The 23,642-nt window shown below is 41.7% G+C and carries 20 protein-coding genes and 1 riboswitch; of the genes, 3 read left to right on the top strand and 17 right to left on the bottom strand.

Translation table 11 applies throughout. The features are described from left to right. Window position 1: 1 nt before the first annotated feature. From IGI68_RS06810 to IGI68_RS06765, 10 genes are all read right to left on the bottom strand, one after another. On the bottom strand, window positions 2-874 hold the full coding sequence (locus tag IGI68_RS06810; protein WP_438731679.1) for a glycosyltransferase: 873 nt from the start codon (window positions 872-874) through the stop codon (window positions 2-4). A gap of 21 nt (window positions 875-895) precedes the next feature. Beyond that, entirely contained in the window at window positions 896-2,044 is a 1,149-nt protein-coding gene (locus tag IGI68_RS06805) for a glycosyltransferase family 4 protein (RefSeq protein ID WP_438731676.1), read from the bottom strand. Further along, window positions 2,028-2,918 (bottom strand): NAD-dependent epimerase/dehydratase family protein, encoded by an 891-nt coding sequence (locus IGI68_RS06800; RefSeq protein WP_438731674.1) that lies wholly within the window; start codon window positions 2,916-2,918, stop codon window positions 2,028-2,030. The genes IGI68_RS06805 and IGI68_RS06800 overlap by 17 nt, the downstream gene beginning before the upstream one ends. After that, complete coding sequence (locus IGI68_RS06795; RefSeq protein ID WP_438731671.1) at window positions 2,915-3,535, bottom strand: sugar transferase; 621 nt, start codon at window positions 3,533-3,535, stop codon at window positions 2,915-2,917. The genes IGI68_RS06800 and IGI68_RS06795 overlap by 4 nt, the downstream gene beginning before the upstream one ends. Window positions 3,536-3,833: 298 nt before the next feature. Further along, window positions 3,834-5,645 carry a polysaccharide biosynthesis protein gene (locus IGI68_RS06790; RefSeq protein ID WP_438731668.1) on the bottom strand — a complete coding sequence of 604 codons (1,812 nt, stop codon included), beginning with the start codon at window positions 5,643-5,645 and terminating at the stop codon, window positions 3,834-3,836. A gap of 11 nt (window positions 5,646-5,656) precedes the next feature. Continuing rightward, the gene (locus tag IGI68_RS06785) at window positions 5,657-6,421 is read right to left on the bottom strand and encodes a tyrosine-protein phosphatase (RefSeq protein WP_438731665.1); all 765 of its coding nucleotides are present in this window, start codon (window positions 6,419-6,421) and stop codon (window positions 5,657-5,659) included. 58 nt (window positions 6,422-6,479) lie between these two features. Beyond that, window positions 6,480-7,172, bottom strand: a complete 693-nt coding sequence (locus IGI68_RS06780; RefSeq protein ID WP_438731662.1) for a CpsD/CapB family tyrosine-protein kinase — start codon at window positions 7,170-7,172, stop codon at window positions 6,480-6,482. Window positions 7,173-7,184: 12 nt separating this feature from the next. Beyond that, window positions 7,185-7,967, bottom strand: coding sequence for a YveK family protein (locus IGI68_RS06775; RefSeq protein WP_438731659.1), 783 nt, complete (start codon window positions 7,965-7,967; stop codon window positions 7,185-7,187). 53 nt (window positions 7,968-8,020) lie between these two features. Continuing rightward, the gene (locus IGI68_RS06770) at window positions 8,021-8,821 is read right to left on the bottom strand and encodes a hypothetical protein (RefSeq protein WP_438731654.1); all 801 of its coding nucleotides are present in this window, start codon (window positions 8,819-8,821) and stop codon (window positions 8,021-8,023) included. Between the two features lie 565 nt (window positions 8,822-9,386). Further along, a complete protein-coding gene (locus tag IGI68_RS06765) occupies window positions 9,387-10,547 on the bottom strand; it encodes a 3D domain-containing protein (protein ID WP_438731651.1) in 1,161 nt (386 codons plus the stop codon). 280 nt (window positions 10,548-10,827) lie between these two features. Here IGI68_RS06765 and IGI68_RS06760 point away from each other — a divergent pair, with 280 nt between their 5' ends. Further along, a complete protein-coding gene (locus IGI68_RS06760) occupies window positions 10,828-12,540 on the top strand; it encodes an ABC transporter ATP-binding protein (RefSeq protein WP_438731648.1) in 1,713 nt (570 codons plus the stop codon). Further along, window positions 12,541-14,304, top strand: coding sequence for an ABC transporter ATP-binding protein (locus tag IGI68_RS06755; RefSeq protein ID WP_438731645.1), 1,764 nt, complete (start codon window positions 12,541-12,543; stop codon window positions 14,302-14,304). 72 nt (window positions 14,305-14,376) lie between these two features. On the opposite strand, the gene IGI68_RS06750 is transcribed toward IGI68_RS06755, so the two are convergent. The 6 genes from IGI68_RS06750 to IGI68_RS06725 form a co-directional block, all read right to left on the bottom strand. After that, entirely contained in the window at window positions 14,377-15,603 is a 1,227-nt protein-coding gene (locus IGI68_RS06750; protein ID WP_438731642.1) for a glycoside hydrolase family 3 N-terminal domain-containing protein, read from the bottom strand. Between the two features lie 69 nt (window positions 15,604-15,672). After that, a complete protein-coding gene (locus tag IGI68_RS06745; protein WP_373788278.1) occupies window positions 15,673-16,212 on the bottom strand; it encodes a folate family ECF transporter S component in 540 nt (179 codons plus the stop codon). Window positions 16,213-16,241: 29 nt separating this feature from the next. After that, a riboswitch (THF riboswitch) is annotated at window positions 16,242-16,337 on the bottom strand. Between the two features lie 1,024 nt (window positions 16,338-17,361). Next, window positions 17,362-17,925: a hypothetical protein gene (locus IGI68_RS06740; RefSeq protein ID WP_438731639.1), complete on the bottom strand. Its 564-nt coding sequence runs from the start codon at window positions 17,923-17,925 to the stop codon at window positions 17,362-17,364. A gap of 613 nt (window positions 17,926-18,538) precedes the next feature. Continuing rightward, entirely contained in the window at window positions 18,539-19,420 is an 882-nt protein-coding gene (gene rsmA, locus IGI68_RS06735; protein ID WP_438731636.1) for a 16S rRNA (adenine(1518)-N(6)/adenine(1519)-N(6))-dimethyltransferase RsmA, read from the bottom strand. Then, window positions 19,417-19,989: a ribonuclease M5 gene (gene rnmV, locus IGI68_RS06730; protein WP_438731633.1), complete on the bottom strand. Its 573-nt coding sequence runs from the start codon at window positions 19,987-19,989 to the stop codon at window positions 19,417-19,419. Before rnmV ends, rsmA begins: the two co-directional genes overlap by 4 nt. Further along, entirely contained in the window at window positions 19,989-20,756 is a 768-nt protein-coding gene (locus IGI68_RS06725; protein WP_438731630.1) for a TatD family hydrolase, read from the bottom strand. The genes rnmV and IGI68_RS06725 overlap by 1 nt, the downstream gene beginning before the upstream one ends. Before the next feature lie 182 nt (window positions 20,757-20,938). Between IGI68_RS06725 and IGI68_RS06720 the strand changes: the two genes are divergently transcribed. Then, on the top strand, window positions 20,939-21,784 hold the full coding sequence (locus IGI68_RS06720) for a metallophosphoesterase (RefSeq protein ID WP_438731627.1): 846 nt from the start codon (window positions 20,939-20,941) through the stop codon (window positions 21,782-21,784). A 100-nt stretch (window positions 21,785-21,884) separates the two neighbouring features. Here the strand turns inward: IGI68_RS06720 and IGI68_RS06715 are convergent, their stop codons facing one another. After that, window positions 21,885-23,642: a metal ABC transporter solute-binding protein, Zn/Mn family gene (locus IGI68_RS06715; protein WP_438731624.1), complete on the bottom strand. Its 1,758-nt coding sequence runs from the start codon at window positions 23,640-23,642 to the stop codon at window positions 21,885-21,887.

Raw genomic sequence — 23,642 nt, 5'->3', positions numbered from 1 at the left:
TTTATCTTATTCTTACCCCATATTCATTCTTTTTATATGCTTTTCTTCCATCTACGATTAATTTGACTTTTTCTATTCGATCTTTTTCAAAAATAACATTAAAAAGGATTCTCATCCTTTGTTTACGCATTATTGAACATAGTCTTCTATTAGTCCTATACTTATCTAAAAAGAAACGGGAATTTCTTTCCATATAATAATATCTATCATTGCTAAGATGAACTATATGAAAAAACTTATTGATCCAAGTATTTTCCAATTGTTCACCAACAACTTGATACATAACCGAATTACCATATCTTAAAATTACACTTAGTGGGTAATTCACTTTCAAACTGGCACATACATCGTAATCGACCATTCCAATGAACCAATCTTCAATTGGCATTATTCTTTTGAGAAAAGAAACCTTCATATAGCTTCCAGATGTCATAGAGAACGAACACTCCTGTATTCTTTCTCTTTCTATATTTAGGGGGCCAACTACATTGTTTCCACTATCTGTATATTGCTTGGCAAAATTCGCTGAATATATACATACATTATCGATTCCTTGACTTTCTTGTTTCTCAATAAAACGCACCATTTTTTCAATTTCGTCTGAGGGGTAATAAGTATCTTGATCCATTGTGAGCAAATAATCGATGCTATTTTCAATAGCCCATTTGTACGCTTCGTTCAAAGCTACAGCCATCCCCTTATTTCCACCCATAAATTGATAGATTACTCCGTCTCTATTCAGAAAATAGTCCTCATTACTCGTTGTGGAATTATCAATAATCAAAATATGCTTAAACACTTTTTGATATACAGTTATATTCTGAAATGAATTTTTATTCGGATTATAAAAAACTATTGCTACAGCATATTCCATCTAAGTCACCTTCCACAAAAATCATATATCTGAATATATTTTTTTCATTATATTAGTAACAACTTCTGTATCGAACGATTTCATGGTTTCAATGTTTACTGTCCCCATTTCTCCAGCCTTTGAATGAACTATTTTTTCCATCCCCTCAGAAAAGCCATCAATATCATAAGGATCGTATAAATAACCACCATTACCATCCTTGATTAAATCCTCATTACCTCTGATTTTACTACACACTACTGGTAACCCAACAGACATTGCCTCCATTAAAGATGCCGGCAATCCTTCTTGAAGACTTGGAAATGCGTACCCATCTACACCATGTAATAGTTCCTTAACATCGCCTCTATAACCTGTGAAAATAACCCTGTTCTTTAACCCAAGCTTTATTACTAGTTCCTTTAATTCTTGATCCAGCTCACCAAAACCAACAATCAAATATTTGACTCTGTCATCTTTGATTTTACTCAATGCTTTTATTATTACTTCGTGATTTTTGCGAACAGAGAGTTGTCCAGTACTCATAAAAACAAAATCTTTTTCAGAAAAACCGAGCTCTTTTCTTTTTGCATTTCTATCAACAGCTACATTTCTAAATTCATCAGTATGCACCCCAATTCCAGGAACAAATTCCGTCTTTTTTGCATGAAATTTCTGAGCAATGTTATAATCTTCCTTGTTTATCGTAATTAGTAGATCAGTAAATCTTGAACAGAATTTTTCAATTGGATAGAAAATTAACCATGCTTTTTTACTCGCGCCTTTAAAAAAGTGAAATCCATGAGCGGTATAAATCACTTTGATACCATGCTTTTTTCTTGATGCTCTACAAGCCAATCTGCAAACTACACCACCAATCGGAGAATGACAATGAACTATTCTATACTGATTTTCTTCAATCAATTTTTTAATCAGTTTGTATGATTTCATTATCCCGCCATTTACAATACTTCTAGGTATAGGTATCTGAAATGTTCTAATATCGTCTTTTTCCAATTCATTTCTAAATTCATTAACCCTATCTTGACTTGTTATCGATCCATATTCAAAATTGGTTGCAACATCAACACTATATCCTAGATCTTTTAAGATAGAAATGTTATCCATATTGAATAAATCTATCATAGATGCAACCGATGCTAACATTAATGCCTTAGGTTTCATACTCATCTATTCTTCCTTCCTTCAAAATACTTTCTTCAAAACCTACCACTCTATAATTAATCTTATATTCACTCATCTTAAGATCGTAAGCAGAATCACCAAATGCTTTTGTAGCAAGCCCACCTATCTTTCCAGGAAACTTCATTAAAAGCTTGATTATCCAGCCAAATCCTGGGATCATTACAATTTTGTGACCTTTAGTCTTTGCAATCATATGAACCATTTCGCTTGTTACTGTATATTGACTATTCTGCGGAAAAAATACACCAGATTCTTGGTTATCAATCATCAGTTTTACAAACTCACAGAGGTTATCAATGTACAACATAGATCTCCTATTTATTACTACCGGAAATACTGGAAGCTTAGTTGCAAGCTTAACAAGTTCTGCATAGTTACCCTTACTTTTATTTCCATAAATCATCGGAGGTCTTAGAACGACTACTTTGAAATCTCGTGTCTCAATTGCTCTGATTTTTTGATCAGCCTGCCACTTAGAGTCCCCATAGAAATTAAGTGCTACAGGAGCAGTATCTTTTGTAATGAATTTTTCCTCACACCCAGAGTAAACTATCATGGAAGACATAAAGATAAACTGCTTAACACCTTCATTTTTTGCTTTCTGTGCTACTTCTACCGCTAAATCCGTATTAATCTTATAGTAGAGAAGCTTACGCTCTTCTGATACATTTCCTACATCTGCATGAGCAATACCAGCGACATGGTATATAACATCATATTGAGAAAAATCTTTCACTTTCCATTTACCATCAATCATATCGATAGTATCCACAGAATATGCATCAGGATTTTTCTTCAACCATTCTTCTACATGTGATCCGATATAACTGTTTGCTCCCGTTATTAGAACTCTCTTCATAGCTTAGATTCTTCCTTTTTTACCATTTCTGCGGCTCCGCCTTCGACAACACCATCACTTCTTAGTACGCTTAAAAATGTACCAAAGAAACACTTCATATCCATTTTAAATCCGATATTCTTTACATATTCACCATCAAGTTTAGCCTTTGCTTCGATATCAAGTTCATCTCTTCCATTAATCTGTGCCCATCCAGTAAGTCCAACAGGGACATCATTTGCACCATACTTATCCCTCTCATTCAAAAGATCATATTGATTCCACAGCGCAGGTCTTGGCCCAACAATAGACATTTCACCTTTTAAGATATTAATGATTTGAGGTAACTCATCAAGTGAAGTTTTGCGTAAAAATCTCCCTACCTTTGTAATCCATTGATCCGGATTTTCTAAAAGATGAGTTGGTGTGTCCTTTGGTGTATCAATTCTCATTGTCCTAAACTTTAAAATATCGAATTGCTTCTTATGTAAACCAACCCTCCTCTGCTTAAAAAGAATAGCCCCAGGGGAATCCAGCTTTATTGCGGTAGTGAGCACTAAAAATACAGGAGATAATATGATAAGTCCTAATGTTGAAAGTATGATATCTATTAATCTTTTAATTTTTAAGTAAACCATGAAAGTTCCTCCTGCCCTTTGTAAATGTATATCAAAGTGGTTAATACACCTTGATTTCTTAATCTATATGTAGTGTGTTGCATTGAATTTAAGCACTATATCTTGCATAATTCCATCTCTTGATTGGATGCTTAGACATGTAATGCTTCTGTAACATTCGCCCATATACATCAACCTCTAAAACCCTTGCCCTCACTGCCTTACAGCCTCTTTATCCTTTCACCCTACTCACGTCGAAAAACATATCCAATCAAGAATGTTTATAAATATATAGCTTTGGTTAGAACTTAGAATATAGTTATCTATTCGCAAACCCCACAACTTTTTTCGCTAACAATCTTTCGTCTTCTGGTAAACTCTCCAAAAAATCCATCACTTCTTCGAGTTTCGCGCCTTTGATATTTCCAACAAAAATTTTATCAAAGACTTGTTGATCGTTGCGTTCTTCATCGAGTAGTAATTCTTCATAAAGTTTTTCACCTGGACGAATCCCACTTTCAACGATTTTAATCTCGTTTTCAGTATAGCCACTGAGCTGAATCATGTTTTTGGCCAGATCAACGATTTTGACGGGTTCGCCCATGTCTAAGACAAAGATTTCGCCCCCACTCGCTAGTGCCCCTGATTGAATCACGAGGCGACTTGCTTCAGGAATCGTCATGAAGTAGCGGGTCATGCGAAAGTCGGTAATCGTAATCGGACCACCTTTGGCAATTTGTTCACGGAATACCGGAATGACACTACCACGTGAACCTAAGACGTTACCAAAGCGGACCGCTGAGAATTTGGTTTGGCTATTTTCGTTGAGTCCTGTCACAATCAGTTCGGCAATGCGTTTCGTTGCGCCCATCACGTTTGGTGGGTTATTGGCTTTATCCGTTGAAACCATTACGAATTTTGCGACACCGGCCGCTTTGGCAGCTTCGGCGACGTTTTTTGTACCGTAGACATTGTTTTTAACAGATTCTCTTGGATTGGCTTCCATTAACGGCACGTGCTTGTGCGCTGCCGCATGATAGACAATCTGTGGTTGGTACTCGGACATGACGTCCATTATCCGTTGGCGATCTTGCACGTCGGCAATCACTGGGATGATTTGGGTCGTTTTTGTCGCAAACGTTTGACGCAATTCACGCTCGATTAAGTAAATTGAATTTTCGCCGTGTCCCAGTAAAAGTAATGTCTTCGGCGTAAATTGCATGACTTGGCGACAGATTTCTGAGCCAATCGACCCACCTGCTCCAGTAACCAGAATCACTTTATCGGTTAATTGATCTTTGATTTGTTCAATATCAAGTTTAACTTCTTCGCGTCCAAGTAAATCGACGACGTCAATGTTTTTTAAGCGTGAGATACTGACTTTCCCCGAAGCCAGTTCTTCCATTGACGGCATCGTATTGATTTTGACGGGCGTTGTTTTTAATAAGGTAATCATTTCGCGCAGCCGTTTCGGCGTCAAGGATGGAATGGCAATTGTCACCATGTCGATTTGATGCTCTTTAATCAAATCAGGCAAGTCTTCAATCGTTCCTTTGACTTGAATCCCTTCTAAATAAATACGTTGTTTATTTGGATCATCGTCAATCAGACCGATAATCTCAATTTCATGAGCGGTGAGTGAATGCGTCACGCTATTAATTAAGATGCGTCCTGCTTCTCCCGCACCAATAACTAGTGTCCGTTGTTCCTTTTCGCCTCGATCTTTACGCCAACCGTTTTTGCGTTCGATATACAGTCGCCACATCAAGCGGCTCATCACAACCAGTAAGGTGCTGACTAAAAAAATAAACGTCATCATGCGTTTACTAAAGGAACCGTAAAATAGCCAATTTAACAATAAACTGCTAGCTGCCATTGACGTTGTCGTTAAAACAATGGCGATAATTTCTTGTAAATTCGTATAGCGATTCATCCGAGTGAAGACTTTAAAGAATACACCAAAGACAAAATACATCCCGGTCGTAATCAACATCATCCCCGGTAAAGAGGATACTTCGATTGAAACAAAAGGATCCATAAATAAATAGGCAAATAGATTGGAAAAAAGTAAAATCAATAAATCGACGAGTGCGATAATCATGATTTTGCGTTTTCTTGTTAACACAAACACCCGAATTCCCCCTAAAACAATCCAAATTTTTTCTTTTTCACTTCTGTGTAACTTGGATAAGTCACGTCATCGCCGTTGACGAGGTCTCTAGCGACTTGTTGCATTTGTAAGACTTTTTCTTTGCCCCAGTCTTGTTTAATGATTTCGTAAGCTTCTTTCAAATAAAATCGGCGTTTTGCCACGCCATGAGCATCGGAGGCCACCATTTGGACCAGATTGTGGGTGACCATTTCGTGTGCTGTCTTTTGAATGTGTTTGCCGAAAACACCGACAATGCTTGGTGCGGTCAATTGTGCTAAACAGCCCATCTCTAAAAACGGGATTAAGCGATTCGGATTTTCACGAAACATCGCATTGCGTTCTGGATGAACGATGACTGGTACTTTACCGAGTGTACGTAATTCAAAGAATAACGATTCGCTAAAAGCTGGAACATCCTGTGTTGGGAATTCCAGTAATAGATACGTATCCGTAATATCAGTAAATAATAGGTGATCTTTTTCGATTGCGGTGATGAGCTCGCCCGTCACGCGAACCTCTTGACCTTCTAACAAGGTCAAGGGGAGGTTGCGTTCATCAAGGGCATTTTGTAGGTGGTGAACAGCCTCAATGATTGATTTTTTATTATTTTCATAGCGTCCGTTGTTGTGATGCGGGGTACATAAGAGGTGGGTAATGCCTTGTGCGATGGCTTGTTCTGCCATCGATAAACTTTCTTGTAGACTTGCGGCACCGTCATCGACGCCCGGTAAGATATGGCAATGTAAATCAATCATGCGTGTTCACTTCCTTTCTCACTTACGTTTTTAAGCTTACTTTAAGGTAAAACTGTTATTAATAGTAGTAATAGCCTTGGTCTTTCGCTTGGGTAGCGCCGTTATAGACAGTGCCTAAGATATGCGCTTTAACTAAGGTTAAGGCTTCTTTGGCTTTTGTAATCGATTCTTTGTTCGTCACATTTTCACGAATAACAAGTAGCGTCCCATCGACTTTGGAAGCCACAATTTGCGCGTCCGTCACGGTAATCACCGGTGGCATATCAAAGATAATAATGTCATAGGCTTGTTTCAGTTCCGCAATGACTTGATTCATGCGTTTTGATCCAAGTAACTCGGAAGGGTTCGGTGGTTTTGGTCCACTCGTTAAGACATGAAGATTTTCAACCACGGTTGGTTGACAAACCTCTAACACGTTTTGGCTAGTACTTAAAACCGTACTCAATCCTTTGGCGTTATTTAGTTGGAACGTCTTAAAGACGGTTGGTTTGCGCATATCGGCATCGGCTAATAAGACTCTTTGACCAGATTTAGCGAAGACAATCGCTAAGTTCGCCGCAGTGGTGGACTTCCCTTCACCAGGACCTGATGACGTCACCACCATTGTTTGTAGGCGGCGATCGACGGATGAGGCAAATTGAATATTCGTTCGAATCGTGCGGTATTGTTCTGAAACCGGTGAAGAAGGATCAGTCAAGGTGATCAACCCCACGGCTTTTGTTTGGGTTTCTTTTGCTTGTTTTTTTGACATGTGCTTCTCCTTCTAGACTTTCGAACGACTACGGCGATTGACTTCACCAGTTGTCGTCTTTTTTTGTGTCGCAGGTTTCACGATTTTTTGAGTTACTTTCGCATTAACTTCTTTGGCACTCATTAGTGGAACGGTTCCCAAAATGGTTAATTCTAAGTTTTCCGTCACAAAACGTGGATCTTTCACTGTACGATCGAGTAGTTCAAAGACAAAGGCTAATCCGACACCGACCATCACGCCAAGTACCAGACCGATGGCTAAATTTAATTTGTTATTCGGTGAAACAGGGTTCGGACTGGCAACCGCTCTTGAGACAATCGTAATTTCTTCGACATTCGTTAAGATGTCTTTCACCGTTTCTTGGAAGACTTCGGCTGTCGTATTGGCAATTAGTTCCGCTGTCATCGCATTGTCCGCTGTCGCTTGGATCGAGAACATTTGTGAATTTTGTGCTTGAACGACTTCTAAAGAAGCTTTGATCTCGCCCATTGTCATGTTGATGCCATTATCTGCTTCTAAGCGACGTTGTACTTCTTCTGCTTGGGCGTCTCCTTGCAAAATAATATCTTTATACGTATTTAACATTTGTAAATTAAAATTGATATCGTTCACACTACTTGTCTCAGATTGTGGCATTGAGACGATTAATTGAGCGCGTGAACTATATTGTGGTGTAATGAAAAAGAAGGTAAATCCTCCAGCCAAGGCCAGACCGATAAACGTACTGATTAAAATCGTGGTCATGCGTTTCCGTAAGAGATCAAATATCTCTTTTAAGCTAATTGTTTCTTCCATGTTTTCTCTACTTTCTATCCTTAATTATGATCTATTTATATTATAGAAGCTTTTTATTCATACGTTTCATCTTGCGAGTAGTACATCGAACCGAAACCAAGTTGCTCACCGATTTGATTCAACTGCGTTTGGAATGTTTCTTTTAGTTCAGGATTTCTTACTTGGGTAATACTATCAGCCGCCGTTAAGTAATGTTCATACGTCGCCGCGTCCGTCACTTTGCCATCGTCTAACATCTCTTCAAAGCTCGTGCGTAAATCATTTGCCCGACTGACTTGGGCTTGGGCATAATCCAAGTATTCCTTCATCATAGCTTGCCACTGTTCTCCTGGCAATAATGTCACCGCTTCTCGAATCGTCTCAATTTCTTTGAGCGTAGCTTCTGGTTGAATAATGACATCATTGATCGCTTCTTGGAAGTTGATTGATTCATTGGTGAATAATTTTAGTAACTGTTGCTGAAGTTTTACTTTATCACTGACAATCTGCAATTGCGTTTGAAGCTGTGCTTTTTGCTGACCCAAGCTTTCCACTTCTGCCGGCAAATCTTTGGCTGATAGTGAAAAATCAGCTGCGGTTACTTTCAGCCGATTGAGATTATTTTCAATTTTCGTCATACTCTCAACCGTTACATTCGGTTTTAATAGATCTTGTGTTTCGTCCTCGTAAGCAGCATCAATAGCTGTTTGGATTGTTTCAAGTTGTTTCTGTTGATTACTTATAGTTGTGACGGCCTGCTCGATTCGTTGTGCCTGCTGGGCTTGTTTGGTTTTCGTATACCCTAGGACATTTACGCCAACAGCTACTCCGGCCACGATCAAGACACTAACTCCTTTGACCCACGGATTTTTCATTTGAAGCAATACCCTCCCTAAAATTGACGATTTTTTCGACTAATCGTTATTATTATATCGGATAACCCACCTTTAGCAAAGCTTTTATTGACATTTTCTTAAAAGATAAAGCCGAACTATCGGATTTCACGAAATCAACCGATTTCATTAAATGCTTCCTATTAAAGGATTGTTCGACTATTTAAGTGTTCTACTCTATGATAATCGTTGTTTTTATTAATTATTCGCTTAAAAAGATTTTTAACACTTTGTTATTTTAACAAGCTAATTATAATTGAATTTTATATGTTATTTTAATAATTATACTGATTGTCAAAAAAAGAACAAACATTGAACGATCCCAAGGTTCTATTCAATGTTTGTTCAAAAAATATGCGTGTAAAAATTCCGTTCGTCTTTTTCTCTCTTAAATACAAAAAAATATTTGTGACTTATACAAGATTAAATTATTGGCAAATATTCATTTTCAGTACTCTTCAAAAATTAAAAACAAAAAACGCCTCATCCATCTTCGCTCTACACGAAGACAAATGAGACGTCCGCTTATTTTTTATGTAATAATCATTTAATCTAAAATCGTCACTTTGACATTGAAGCGGCGTCCCCACTGACGACAGGCTTCCACACTGCCAAGATGGACGTCTAAGATGTTCCCTTTGATGGCGCCACCGGTATCTGCAGCTAAGGCAATGCCGTATCCTTCGACTTCTACCAGAGTTCCAAGTGGAATGACGTTTGGATCGACAGCGACGACTTGTGAGTTTTGACGTAAATCAATCCCAAGCGCCGTGTAATAACTTGAGCCAGGTTCGGTATATGAATAGGCTGTTGACTCCATGTATAAGACTTTGCCCGTGCTCGTTGGTTTTTCTTCCACGACTGGTGTCTCTTCCACAGATGGTGCTGGTTGTGGCGTTGATGGTGTTGTCGTGCTTGGTTTGCTGACGGATTGATTCGATGACGTATTTTGGTTCACGTTGGTTTGGATTTGTTCTTTTTTCGCTTCTTCAGCGGCTTTTTTCGCGTCGGCTTCGGCTTGTTTTTGGGCCGCAGCTTCTTCTTCTTGACGTTTGGCTTCTGCCTCAATGCGCGCGAGTTCCACGGCTTTGCTGTTGGCAATCGTCGTTAACGCTGCTTGATTGGTCGCAAGTTGTTCTTGCAACGCTTGAACGCGTGTCTCAAACGTTGCGGCTTCTTCTTCTAATGCCGCTTGGTTTTGCGTCAAATTTGCTTGTGTTTCTTCCATCGTTGCTTCGAGTGTTTCGAGTTTTGCCGTTTCGCTTTCTAAACTTTCCACCGCTTCTTTTTCGGCGTTTTGGAAGAGGGTAATGGCGTAGACACCGTTAATAAGCTCTTGGAGGCTCGATGATTCTAGGAGCACGAAGAGTTTATTCTCGTTGACGCGATTTACTTGTAGCTGACGTAAGCGTTCTGCCACGACTTCTTTGCGTCGTTCGATGGCTTCTTGCGTTTGGCTAATCTCTTCTTTGGTTTCGACGAGGCGCGCCTCGTTTTCGGCGATATCACTTTTCAGTGTTTCGACCGCTTGATACGTCTCATTGACTTGCGTTAAAGCGCTCTGTACTTCTTGACTGATCGCTTGACTTTGTTGTTGTAACTGATTTTCTTCTTTATTCAGCGAGTCGATCGTATCCGCTGAGACAGCCATTGGGGCGATAAGTTGGAACAATAAGAGCCCATAGGCGATACCTTTTTTTCCCTTCAACAAAAATAATTCACACCTTTCTTTTGTTAAACGAATTCTTTGGATAGTATACTTGATTTTCAGTTGTTATTTATTGCAATTTGCTTACAGATTATTACAATCATGCGTGAAATTCGACAGTTAACTTGTATTCTATTGAACAAACGAGTCAAAAGAGTGAATGAAAGCCATTTCTTTTTCGTTACATTCGTTACTTGTTTGTAACATCATGCACAGTTCTTTTCATTTCATCCTTTTTTCGCTATGATAGAACAAGGAAACCACTGAAGGAGTTGGAGGAATGTTCCATTTATTGAAATATGCAAAAGACTATCGCAAGGAAATGATTTTAGGTCCCGTCTTTAAATTTGCGGAGGCGATCTTTGAATTAATTCTTCCATTATTAATGGCAGTCTTAATCGACCAAGGTATCCAGCAACAAAACTGGACAAAAGTCTGGGAAATGACTGGCTGGATGATTTTCTTCTCGATTACCGGTTTAATTTGTGCGGTGACGTGTCAGTATTACGCATCTATCGCCTCACTCGGGCTTGGCACGGAGCTACGCAAACAGTTACTGCAAAAAATTAACCGCCTGAATCACAGTGATTTGAATTACTTTGGCTCCGATACGTTAATCACGCGGATGACCAATGACGTCAACCAAATGCAACTGGCACTGGCGATGCTCATTCGTCTCGTCGTTCGTGCACCGTTTTTAAGTATTGGCGCGCTCGTCATGTCGTTTTATATTGATTGGCAAATGGGTCTCGTGTTTGTGGCAATTTTACCGATTTTCTCGCTCTTATTATTTATTTTAATTCGTTTTTCGGTGCCGCTTTATCGCACGGTGCAACAACAACTCGACCGCCTCAATCAACTGGTCGCGCAAAACTTAAGTGGTGTGCGCATCATTCGGGCGTTTGATCGCCAATCAAATGAAGTCAAAAAATTCAATGACGCCAGTGACGCGTTGAATAAAGATTATTTACGAGTGGCGCAACTATCAACCATTTTGTCGCCACTGACGACCTTGATTTTAAACCTCGGCGTACTCGGTGTGTTTGCCATTGGTGGCTTAAAAGTTGAAGTCGGCGATCTGCAACAAGGTGAGATTTTAGCGCTCGTCAATTATATGAACCAAATGTTATTAGCCTTAATTGTCGTCTCCAATTTAGTCGTGATTTTTACCCGCTCAGAAGCGTCCGCGCGTCGAATTAATGAAGTCTTTGATCGCCCGGTAACCTTACTTGAACGTGGCACCGACTATACGCCAGAAGAAATGGCGGGTGAAATCGTCTTTGATAACGTGAATTTCCGTTATCGTCCCGATTACGGCCGTGTCTTAAAAGAAATCTCGTTTGCCATACCAGCTGGAAGTACTGTAGGGATTACCGGGCCAACCGGTTCTGGGAAATCGACGTTAACGCAATTGTTGCCCCGCTTTTACGATGTGACAAGCGGTAACGTTTTGATTGATCACGTTAATGTTACCGACTGGCCACTAGATAATTTACGCAATCAAATTGCGTTTGTCCCGCAAAAATCAATCTTACTGCGTGGCACGATTCGTGAAAACTTGCAGTGGGGGAATGCGGAAGCGAGCGATGACGACTGTTGGGAAGCCCTGACGATTGCCCAAGGGGCGGAATTCGTCCGGCAGTTGCCGCAACAACTCGACACGTTAATTGTTGAAGGCGGTAAAAACTTCTCAGGTGGGCAAGTTCAACGCTTGGCGATTGCCCGTGCGTTAATGCGCAAACCCAATATCTTGGTACTCGATGACTCGCTAAGCGCGCTTGATTACCAAACCGACTATCTCTTGCGCCAAGAATTAAAAGCGTTGTCGATGACCGTTTTCTTAATTTCGCAACGCATTGCTTCGATTAAAGAAGCCGATCAAATTCTCGTCTTAGAAAAAGGTCGCCTGACCGCGCAAGGCACGCACAAGACCTTGCTTGCGACTTCTAGTTATTACCAAGCGATGGTCGACACACAAAAGGAGGCGATTTAAATGCGAAAAAAATCATTTGATTGGCAGACGTTTACCCGTTTTCTGCCGTATTTAACGGCCTCATTCAAAGAAAATCTCTTCGCCCTCGTCTTTGGCGTCATCGCAGGTGGCACGTCGGTGTATGTCACCTTCTTGATTGGTCGCGCCATTGACCAATTAATCGGCTTTGGTCGCGTGAATTTCGATGTCTTATGGGACATTTTGTGGTTATTTTTAATCGTGATTTTGATTACGGTCTTTAGCCAGTGGATTATTCAACGCTTAGGAAACCAGGTCGCTTACCAAAGCGTCAATCGCTTGCGTCAAGATACGTTTGCTCATTTGAACCAACTGCCACTTCAAACGTATGACCAAACGCCACACGGGAGTTTAATGAGTCGCTTCACCAATGACTTGGATCAAGTCTCAGTCGCGGTCTCGGCCGTTTACCAACAATTATTTACCGGCGTCACCGTTATTATTTTAGCCTTTTTCTTAATGCTCACACTCAACGTGACCCTGACACTCGTTGTCTTACTCGTGACACCGATTATCTTTTTTGTGAGTTACTGGGTCGCCAAACGCTCCCAAAACGATTTTCGCCAGCAACAAGAAATTCTCGGCGATATGACGAGTTTCATTAATGAACGCGTCGGCAATCAAAGTCTCGTCAAAGCGTTCCAACAAGAAACACGCAATGAAGTCGCCTTTGATGGCTTGAACCAGACGTTACGCGTTCGCGGACAACAAGCGATGTACTCTTCTTCCCTTACAAACCCGGTCTCACGCTTTGTCGATCACTTAGCGTATGTCGCGGTCGGTTTTGTTGGCGCGTGGTTAATTTTACGTGGATCCACAACCGTGACTGTCGGAATGATCGCCAGCTTTACGATTTACTCGACCCAATTTTCCAAACCATTCATTGAAATTTCGGGCTTAATGACGCAAATCCAAGGGGCTTTCGCTGGATTGAGTCGCGCCTTTGACTTACTCGATCAACCGATTGAAACCGTCGAAGCAACACGCACGTTACCAGCCGTCAAAGGTGAGATTGTGTTTGAGAACGTGGCGTTTGCTTACCAAGAAGATCGTCCGCTAATCACCGACTTTTCGTTCACCGCACATGCCGGTGAAACGATTGCGATTGTTGGGAAAACCGGTGCCGGCAAATCAACCTTAGTCAACTTACTGATGCGCTTTTACGACGTGCAAGCCGGCAAAATCTTGCTTGATGGTGAAGACATCCAAATGATTCCGCGGAATCAATTACGTCAATCGTTTGGGATGGTATTACAAGATACGTGGCTCTTTGACGCCACGCTCCGTGAGAACCTGACGTACGGTAGACCCGACGCCACCAACGAGATGATTTATGACGCACTCAAAAAAACCGAAATGTTCGACTATGTCATGGACTTACCCGAACAACTCGATACCCAAATCGGCCATTACGGCGTTAAATTATCCGAAGGCCAGCGCCAGTTATTGACGATTACCCGGACGATGATTGCCAACCCGCCGATGTTAATTTTGGACGAAGCCACTAGTTCCGTTGACCCATTGACCGAGAAGAAAATCCAAGACGCCTTCTTAGCGCTGATGTCTGGGAAAACCAGCTTTGTCATTGCCCATCGCCTGGCAACAATCCAAGCGGCCGATCAAATCTTGGTGATGGATCAAGGCCAAATCATTGAACAAGGAACGCATGAACAGTTACTCGCAGCAGAAGGCGCGTATCACGCACTCTATCACGCGCAGTTCCAACAATCTATAACGTTAGAATGAGGATAAACAAAAAGCAGCGACCGGAAATTCGGCCGCTGCTTTTTTGTGTGATGTTATTGTCGTTGGATAGTGTTATTCGTTTAGAAGACCTAGCGATTCTTTGAGCGTGAGAATCCGACGCACGGACGCGTCTAAGTCCGCTTCTGGATAGTCGCCATTTTCCACTGCCGTAATGACGACGGGAATTTGGCTTGCATAACTTGAAGACAAGACTAAATCATTGCCGGCTTTAAGCGCAGCTAGGCCCGCTTGTTCTTGGCTCGTAAAATCGGCGAGCCCTAGCATGTCCATGTCATCGGTCATAATGACACCCTCAAAGCCCAGTTCCTCGCGTAAGACTTGGATGACTTTAGGAGATAGCGAAGCAGGTTGCGTGTCGTCAATACTGGTGACGATATTATGTGACACGAGGACACTATCCGCTCCGGCTTTAATCCCTGCTTCAAAAGGCAGAAAATCATTGGCGCGCAGTTCTTCAAGGGTTCGCGTATCGCGCACGATCTCGACATGCGAATCACGATTATTACCGTAACCTGGAAAATGTTTCAACGTCGAAGCAACGCCTGTTCCGGCAAGGCTCTTAACGACCGTTTCGACAAAGGTACTCGTCCCCGCCGCGTCTAAGCCAATCGTGCGATCATAAATGAAGGCATTCGGATCGGTCGAAACATCGGCCACTGGGAATAAGCCGAGTTGAATGCCGTAATTGGTTAAGATTTCTGCTTTTTGTTTCGTATCGGCAGTGATTGCTTCCCAGCCACCATTTTGGTACAGCGTTTGTGGGGCTAAAAATGGACTCGCCACAAGATTCGCGTTACGGCTAATCCGTGTCACGGTCCCTCCTTCTTCATCGGCGCCCATCAAGAGCGGGATGTCACTGTTTGCTTGTAAGGTTTGAATTTGAGTGATCAGACTTTCAGCTGTCGCATTTTCCACATCTTGGCCAAAGAGTAAAAAACCGCCTAGATGATAGGTTTGGCTATCGGTTAGCGCGATGTCTCCAGGATAACGGACAAGAAAGAGTTGGCCGACTTTTTCTGCGATGGTCATTTCTGCAATTTTTTGATCAATCCATGTAGCGGATTCGTTTGGAGCAGTTGTGCTTTCCGTTGTGTTGTCAGATGTTGTCGTCGTGCTTGGTTGCGTTGTATTTGTGCTAGCGGTTGTCTCGCTGCTAGTCGTTGAACTTGTGTCTGTTGATTCGGTCGCATCGTTTGAGGGTCGGTTGAACCAAATCATTGCGCCCACGATGAGCGCGAGTGCGAGCAGACCAAGTGATATGAGGGTTTGTTTCTGCATTAAAAAATCTCCTTTCCAGACTCTATTTTAGAGTACAGGGAAAGGAGATGCGATGCAACTATTACGCTATTAGAAAGAATAGCGACTTCTTTTCATTAATGTCTTCATTGGAATGGCACGACCGACGACATACGTTAAGATGGTTTGGATCGGTAACATCAACGCACCTTTCACGAGGCGTGGTCCCCAGATGACCCAGCTTGTTAATGGTTGGTTGTACATAATTGCCAACCAAATCGGTGTTAAGATAAAGCCAATTAACAAGGTATTTGCCAAGGTACATAAGAACGCATTTTTCCATGTGACTTCTTTTTTATAAAAGAAGTAGCCGTAAATACAACCTCCGATAAAGGCGTTGAGGGTAAAGCCTGGAAAGAAAGCGGCTTTTGCAAAGAGCATCATTCCGATGATGTCGGCGATGACTGCGCCGATGCCGGTCCAAATCGGTCCAAACATCATTGCCATGACGATTTTTGGCACAAAATCAAACGAGATTTTGATGAATTGCCATTCGAACCCTAAGATTCGGGATAGGACGACCATTATGGCGATCAGCAGTCCCATCATGCTTATCATGTAAGCATTTAGTTTTTTGTTCATTTGAAGCATCTCCTTTTTAGAGTTGCAACATTCGATTATTCAGCGAATGCGAAAATAAAACCGCGAGCCACAGCCCTTCGTCCAAAAACGACATTCCATTTTTTGACACTTAACGCTTTATTTTCTACTCTGATTATTTTTAGGCTTACAGCCGTGGATAGAATATACCACAGTTGTCTCTTTCCGACAATGGCATTTTCTGAAAGTTTTCTTACTCGGCAAAAACACTTCAAAATATCTACTTAAATATATGTGATGTTGATGTAACCTACCTTATACATTGCATTCAACTTTGAATAGATCCGACTGGAGAGAACCTCTGGTTTGGGTTAGGAATTTCTTACAGAATTTTTGGGTCGCTTTCGGTAGCGCTGGGACCGTTTCGAGCCTGTAGTTGCTGAAGCCGTTCGAGCATAGCGAGTTACGGATACAGTATCAGGCCTCTGCGTGACTCTCAACTTTCAAGCTTCAAACAGCCTCTACACGCTGACGCATGAAGAGGCTGTAATTCACATTGAATCCTTGGACAGTGCTACAAGCGACCAAAATTCTTCCAGAAATTCTGCCGAGTATGCGTTTCTTTTTAATGATAGTGGTTAATTACGCTGTTGAAAAATTTAAGAATAAATACTGAAACCATGGCAAGTATTTCTACATAAACTTGCTGATCTAAAAGTAATATAATGAGTTCATAACTATAAAAAAACTATCTAATGCATACCATGTTTACTTTGGCTTACATTAGATAGTTCATTATTTTATCGTGAATTATTTAAAAAAATAACCATCTTATACACAACTTAGTCTATAAGTGATAAACGGTCGAACCGTTTTTTCCTTTGAAAATATTCTATCATTCTCTATTACAATTCACAATTACCTTTTCTAAAAATGAGATGATAATTACGTTGGCTTATTGCTTTAGCAATTAGCTAGCGTTTGAAACTCTCAGGTCCGAGTGTCACGCTTGCAGCCTGATACTGTATCCGTAACTCGCTTTGCTCGAACGGCTTCAGTAATCATCGTCTGAGGACGGTCTAACGGTTAACCCAGGAAACGAAAAGTTTTTGAAGAAAACGGGCATATTGAGCAATCTTCATTATTCTAACAATGCTACATAACATAATCGGGGAAGGTTCTTCTAACGTACGAACGAATCTAAGCTGCTTCTTCTTTTGCTTTGCGGAAAATTGGGATGGCAAAGCCGCGATTGAGTGAGCGAACAACGAAAAAGGCGATGTTATAATCGATCATGCTGTGGACGATGCCGCCGACGCCCATTAACACGAAGAAGAAGTAAAAGACATTTCCGTCGACTTGCAATTGTCCTCCGAATAAGAAGATTGCGACAACGAGTAGTTCAAAGGCTGCGTGGATCAAAGCTAAGATAAAATTATACACTTGGAATTTTTTTGGTTCTAAAACAATTTCCGGATGTTTTTGTAAATACGTCGAGCCGATCACGGCAAAGACTAAATGCGATAATGCTCGTAGGCCGATAATAAATGGTAAGCCGTTAATAAAGAAGCCAAATGCAGTTCCCAAAGCGACCGCGATTGCGACACTTGGTGAAAAGAACATGGCGATAAATAATGGGACATGGCTTGCTAATGTAAAGGATGCGGGTCCGATGACGATTTTTGGCATCACCATTGGAATGATGACACCCATGGCGATTAGTAATGCTGAAATGGTTATTTGATGCGTTGAATTTCTTTTCATTTTGTTTCCCTCCATCTAATTAGGTGTCAAGACACTTTTTTAACTGTCTTTAGTGTAGCTTTTAAGACACGACCTGTCAAGACAGTTGATGAAACTTTCGATTGTCTTTTCACGATACATTTTCAAATGAAATATAGAAACGTGAATCTGTATCAAATTTTTTCCAGTTGAGATTGTCTTTTCAAAAGAAATACACACAAGCAAAAAAGCCTAAAACAAATCGTTCTAGGCTTTTTTGTCGTGATTATTTAGGTTGTACAATTTTTAGTGTTGATGGAAATATCGCTACAAGCTTTCTCTCAGCATTTATTTCATTTTTTAACAAAAAAGATATCAAACGGATAACGGATACTAGCGGACTGGAGAAAAACGCCTTGTGTCGGCTGCGTTAAAAGACGAAATGTGAATTACTCTAGGTTTGTGCTTCAGCACTTACCTAGAGTTTGAAGCTTTCGAGCTGAGCGTCACGCAGAGGCCTGATACTGTATCCGTAACTCGCTTTGCTCGAACGGCTTCAGCAATCCTAAGCTCGAAGCGGTCTCGCAGCCCTTCACACAAGGTGATTTTTCGCAAGGGAGCGCCAGATTCCAACAATACCATTTGATAAAGAGCATTATTTACTTGCTAGCATCGCGTTGCTTAACGCTGCGAATTCAGCTAGTGATAAGGTTTCGCCGCGGCGTGTTGGATCAATGCCGGCGGTTTCTAAGCTGGCTTGGAGCCATTCTTTGATTTCAGGTGTTTTGCCGTATGTGTTTTGCAAGTTATTCCAAAGGGTTTTGCGACGTAATTGGAATGCGGCTTTGGTTAATTTAAAGAATTCTTTTTCATCTGTGACGTCAACAGCTGGTGTCGCCCGGCGTGTTAATCTTAAGATGGCCGAATCCACGTTTGGTTGTGGCACGAAGACGGTTTTGGGTACGATGAAGGCCAGTTGTGCTTCCATGTAGTATTGTACGGCGATGGAGAGTGAGCCGTATGCTTTGGTACCAGGTTTTGCGCTGATCCGGTCGGCGACTTCTTTTTGCATCATGACAACCATTTCGGCAATATCGACACCGGATTCTAAAAAGTACATCATAATGGGCGTCGTAATGTAATACGGTAAGTTTGCGACGACTTTAATGGGTAAATTTTCGTTAAATTCTTCTTTGACGACGGTCGCAATGTCGGCTTTTAAGACGTCTTGGTGCAAGACTTTAATATTTGAGTACGGTGCGAGCGTATCGGCTAAGACGGGAATCAAGCGGTCGTCGATTTCAAAGGCGATGACTTGATTGGCGCTTCTTCCGAGGTGTTCGGTTAAAGCTCCGATGCCGGGTCCGACTTCAATCACGTTGGTTTCTTTGGTGATTTCAGCGGTTGCGACGATTTTACGTAAAATATTTGGTTCGGTCAAAAAGTTTTGGCCTAAGCTTTTTTTAAAGACAAAGCCGTGTTTTTTTAAGATTTCCTTCGTTCTGGAAGGGTTAGCGATATCGCGGTTTTCGTTCAATGATTTTCCTCTACTTTCTCTAGGGCGGCGATGAGTTCTTCTTTGGTAATGCGGAACATGCTGAGGCGTTTTTGTAATTGTTTGCCATTCGTATAGCCAATGCGGAGCTCGTCGCCAATTTTTTCGCGGCGTTGTTTAGAGCCTTCGCCGACCATTAGTCCTAAGGCGATTAAATCTTTTTGACTAATCGCATTTTCGGCAGATACGGCTTCACTGACGGGTGTCACGACGCGGCTGAGTGCTTCTAAGATTGCTTCATCACTGGCATGTTCAACGCCTAAGCTGCGGTGTTTCTTTTTGCCTTGCGCTTGGGCACGTGGCAAGAAGGCGTGTTTGACGTCCGGCACGGCTTCCATAATGATTTTGCGGATTTTCTCGCCAGCAAAATCAGGATCGGTAAAGACAATGACGCCCCGAATTTCTTGGGCATGGGCGATTTGTTTTAAGATGACGTCGTTAATGGCTGAGCCGATGGTTTCAATCGTATCGGCGACCACGACTTCTTGCAAGCGTTTGGTGTCGTCTTTGCCTTCGACGACAATGATTTCTTCAAAAATTGGTTTTTCCATTAGACAATCCGAAACAATTCATGCGCATTTTTCGTTGTTTGACGCGCGACTTCTTCAAAGGATTGTTCGCGTAGCTCGGCGATTTTCTCGACGACATAACGAGTATACCCAGGTTCGTTGCGTTTGCCACGGTATGGGACAGGCGCTAAATACGGCGCATCCGTTTCAACGAGTAAGCGATCAAACGGCACGACTTGGGCGGCTTTTTGAACGTCGAGTGCTTTTTTGAACGTCACGACACCACTAAAGGAGAGGTGCATGCCTAAATCTAAAAAGCGTTTCGCCCATTCGTCATCGCCACTAAAGCTATGCATAATACCGCCAATGTCTTGAATCTTGCTTTCTTTTAAGATGCGATACGTGTCTTCCATCGCGTCTCTCGTGTGAATGCTGATAGGTAAATTCATTTCTTTCGCGATCGCAATTTGACGGCTAAAGACACGGGCTTGCACGTCTTTTGGATCAGACATCCAGTAATAATCAAGGCCAATTTCACCTAAAGTCACAACTTTTGGCAAAGTGAGTTGTTCTTGTAAGGTCTTTTCGATCGCTGGTGTGTAGCTCCCTGCTTCGGTCGGATGCCATCCGATAATACTATAAATAAAGTCATAGTCACGACTAAGTTCTAGACTTTTGGCAATCGTTAAGGTGTCAAATCCGACAACAGCCATTTCGGTGACGTCGAGTTCTTGTGCACGTTTGATGACGTCGGGAATTTCACCGTTAAACTGTTCGGCATTTAGATGGGTATGTGAATCAAATATCATAACAAGTTTCCTCCTCGTTCTCTTGTATACAATAGCATATTTTGCCGTATTCTGAAATGAAAAGGCTAGAACTTTTCATTATTTTAATCATAAAATTTTACACGGTGTTCGATTGCTTTTTCTACGGTAATCTACTATTCTTAAGTAGTTAGCTAAATTCGATTATAAAAGGAGGCCTCGGCATGCTTGACTTCATATATCCTGTTATTTTAATTGTCTGCCTGCTTTCTATCCTCTGGCTCTTCTTAAAACCCAAAAAAGCCCACGAAGTTCATTATTTAATTCACAAGAACAAACAAAAAATCCTAGATATTTCAAAAGCCTATGATTTATACGCCGAAGCGAGCCATTTGGTGATTGCGCAGTTCAGTGATACGCACTTTGGGCGACGTCGGAAGCCGCATCTGATCAATCCGTTGATTCGTTCGACGATTATAAGGCAACCCGATGTGATCGTCGCGACTGGTGATTTAATTGACGACTATGCCCGTTGGCCGCATCGTCAAACGCATCTTTTGACGGAGAAGTTAAAACGCTTTAACGCGCCACTTGGGACGTTCGCCGTTCTTGGGAATCAAGACTATGTAAATAACGGTCAATATTTTGTCAAAGAGGTGTTAAAAGAAGGTCAATTCACGCCGTTAATTAATGAAGAGACGTTCGTGATACGAGAAGATGTTTCGCTGCGGATTGTGGGACTGGATGATACGTTAGTTGGAAAACCGATGTATGATTTTGAGAAAAAAATTGCGACGTGGCAAGTCTTACTCGTCCATGAGGCCCATCACGTGGAACGAGTCGCGAATCTGACAGACTATGATTTAATTTTGACGGGTCATCCGGTGAAACCGGGCACGGAACAATCAAAAGATGTTTCCGTAAAATTCACCCATGGCTTGTATCAAATCGGCAAAAAGACGTTGCTCTCGATTTATCCTGGTTTAATGAATCGCCGCTTTTTTGCTCGAAAGCCAATGATCTATTATTATCATTTGGCCCCTGAAACAAAGAAAAAAAACACCGACTAACCGACGCCCTCGATCTTAGGACGCGCCTCGTTTAGTGGTGCTTTTTTTTTGCTGTTTTTTGTCGCTTTCACGGACGAATTTTTTAGTGCGTTGCCGCGTGCTACTGCGTTAAGCCTTGACTAATTTGTTCGATGTTCCACTTCATCATATCGTAGTAACTGTCCCCGACTTCTCCCGCTGGCGCAATCGAATCGGTAAAAATCCGACTATAAATCGGAATGCCAGTATCTGTTGAGACACTCTCCATTGGTTTTGGATTGACGCTACTTTCAAGGAAAAGTGCTGGTACTTGCGAAGCTTTAAGGGTATCAACCAGTGTCCGTAATTGTTCCGGACTGCCTTCTTCTTCGGTATTAATTTCCCAAATGTAAGCAGAAGGGATGCCGTACGCTTTTGAAAAATATTTAAAACTACCTTCACTTGTGACAATCAGCTTTTTGGCGTCTGGAATTTGGGCAAAGCGTGCTAGACTTTCTTCGTGAAGCGTTGCGAGTTTGGCTAAATAGTTTTTAGCATTGGCTTGATAGTAAGCTTGATTGTCTGGGTCTTTTTCGCTTAAGTAGCGGGCAATATTTTCGACATAAATCATCCCATTGGCCAAACTTAACCACGCATGCGGGTCTTCTTTGCCTTCGTTGTTCGCTCCTTCTAGATAAAGTGGCGCAACCCCTTCACTCACGGCAAAATAATCTTGCCCTTCGACTTTATCAGCATTATTCATGAGTTTGGTAAACCATGAGTTACCGCCTGTTTCCAGGTTCATACCATTAAAAAAGATGACATCCGCATTCGTTGCGCGTCGAATATCTTCGGGTAAAACTTCGTGATCGTGTGGGTCTTTACCAATCGGAACGAGACTATGTAAATCAATTTTATCGCCCCCGACTTCTTTGGTCATATCCGCGATAATCGCATTGGTCACCACGACTTTTAATTGATCGTTTTGACTAGTAGTCGGATGCACACTTTGATAGAAGAATAAGCCAACTGCAACTAAACTGACAGCCATTCCTGCTTTGACGAGACTTTTCTTGCCGTGTTTTTGGCGTTGTTGTGGGGATAAAAAGAAGCCAAAGACAAAGAAGAAAGCGGCGGTCAAGACAATACTTGAACCGGCTGCAATATTTAAGCTATAGCCGATAAATAATCCGACGACAGAAGCCAATCCTCCTAAAAATGAAGAGAGCATAATCATGCGACTAAGACGTTTCGTGTATAAAAAGGCCGTTGCAGCGGGCGTAATCAGTAGCGCCACCACCAAAACGGTTCCGACACTTTGCATGGCAGTTACGGCAACAAGCGTTAAGAGTAACATCAGTAAGTAGTGATACGCTTGGACGTTCATCCCAAAGGCTTTGGCCATCATGGGATCAAACGACGTTAAGAGTAACGGACGGTAAAAGAGAACAATCGCGCCTACGACGAGCACGGCAATCCCAATCGTCAACCATTTATCACTATCTTGAACAGCTAAAACATTCCCGAATAAAATATGAAATAAATCGGTCGAACTATTGGCAACCCCAATTAAAATGACCCCTAATGCTAAAAATGAACTAAAGGTAATCCCGATGGCCGTGTCGCTTTTGACAATACTATGATTGGAAATATAGGTGATCAAGAGCGACGCGATAATCCCAAAAATAATCGCCCCAACAAAAAAGTTAATGCCTAAAATATACGACAACGCGACACCCGGTAAGACCGCATGGGCAATCGCATCGCCCATTAGAGACATGCCGCGTAAAATAATAAAACAGCCAATCGCACCGGCCACAATCCCGATTGCAACCGAAGTAATCAAGGCGTTTTGTAAAAAGTGGTAGTCGCTTAAGCCTTGGATAAAGGTTTGAATCAT

The organism is Enterococcus sp. DIV1314a (assembly GCF_051713805.1).
Taxonomy (GTDB): Bacteria; Bacillota; Bacilli; order Lactobacillales; family Enterococcaceae; genus Enterococcus_I; species Enterococcus_I aquimarinus.
The sequence above is the reverse complement of the archived record's forward strand: the minus strand, read 5'-3'. Positions and strand labels throughout refer to the sequence as shown.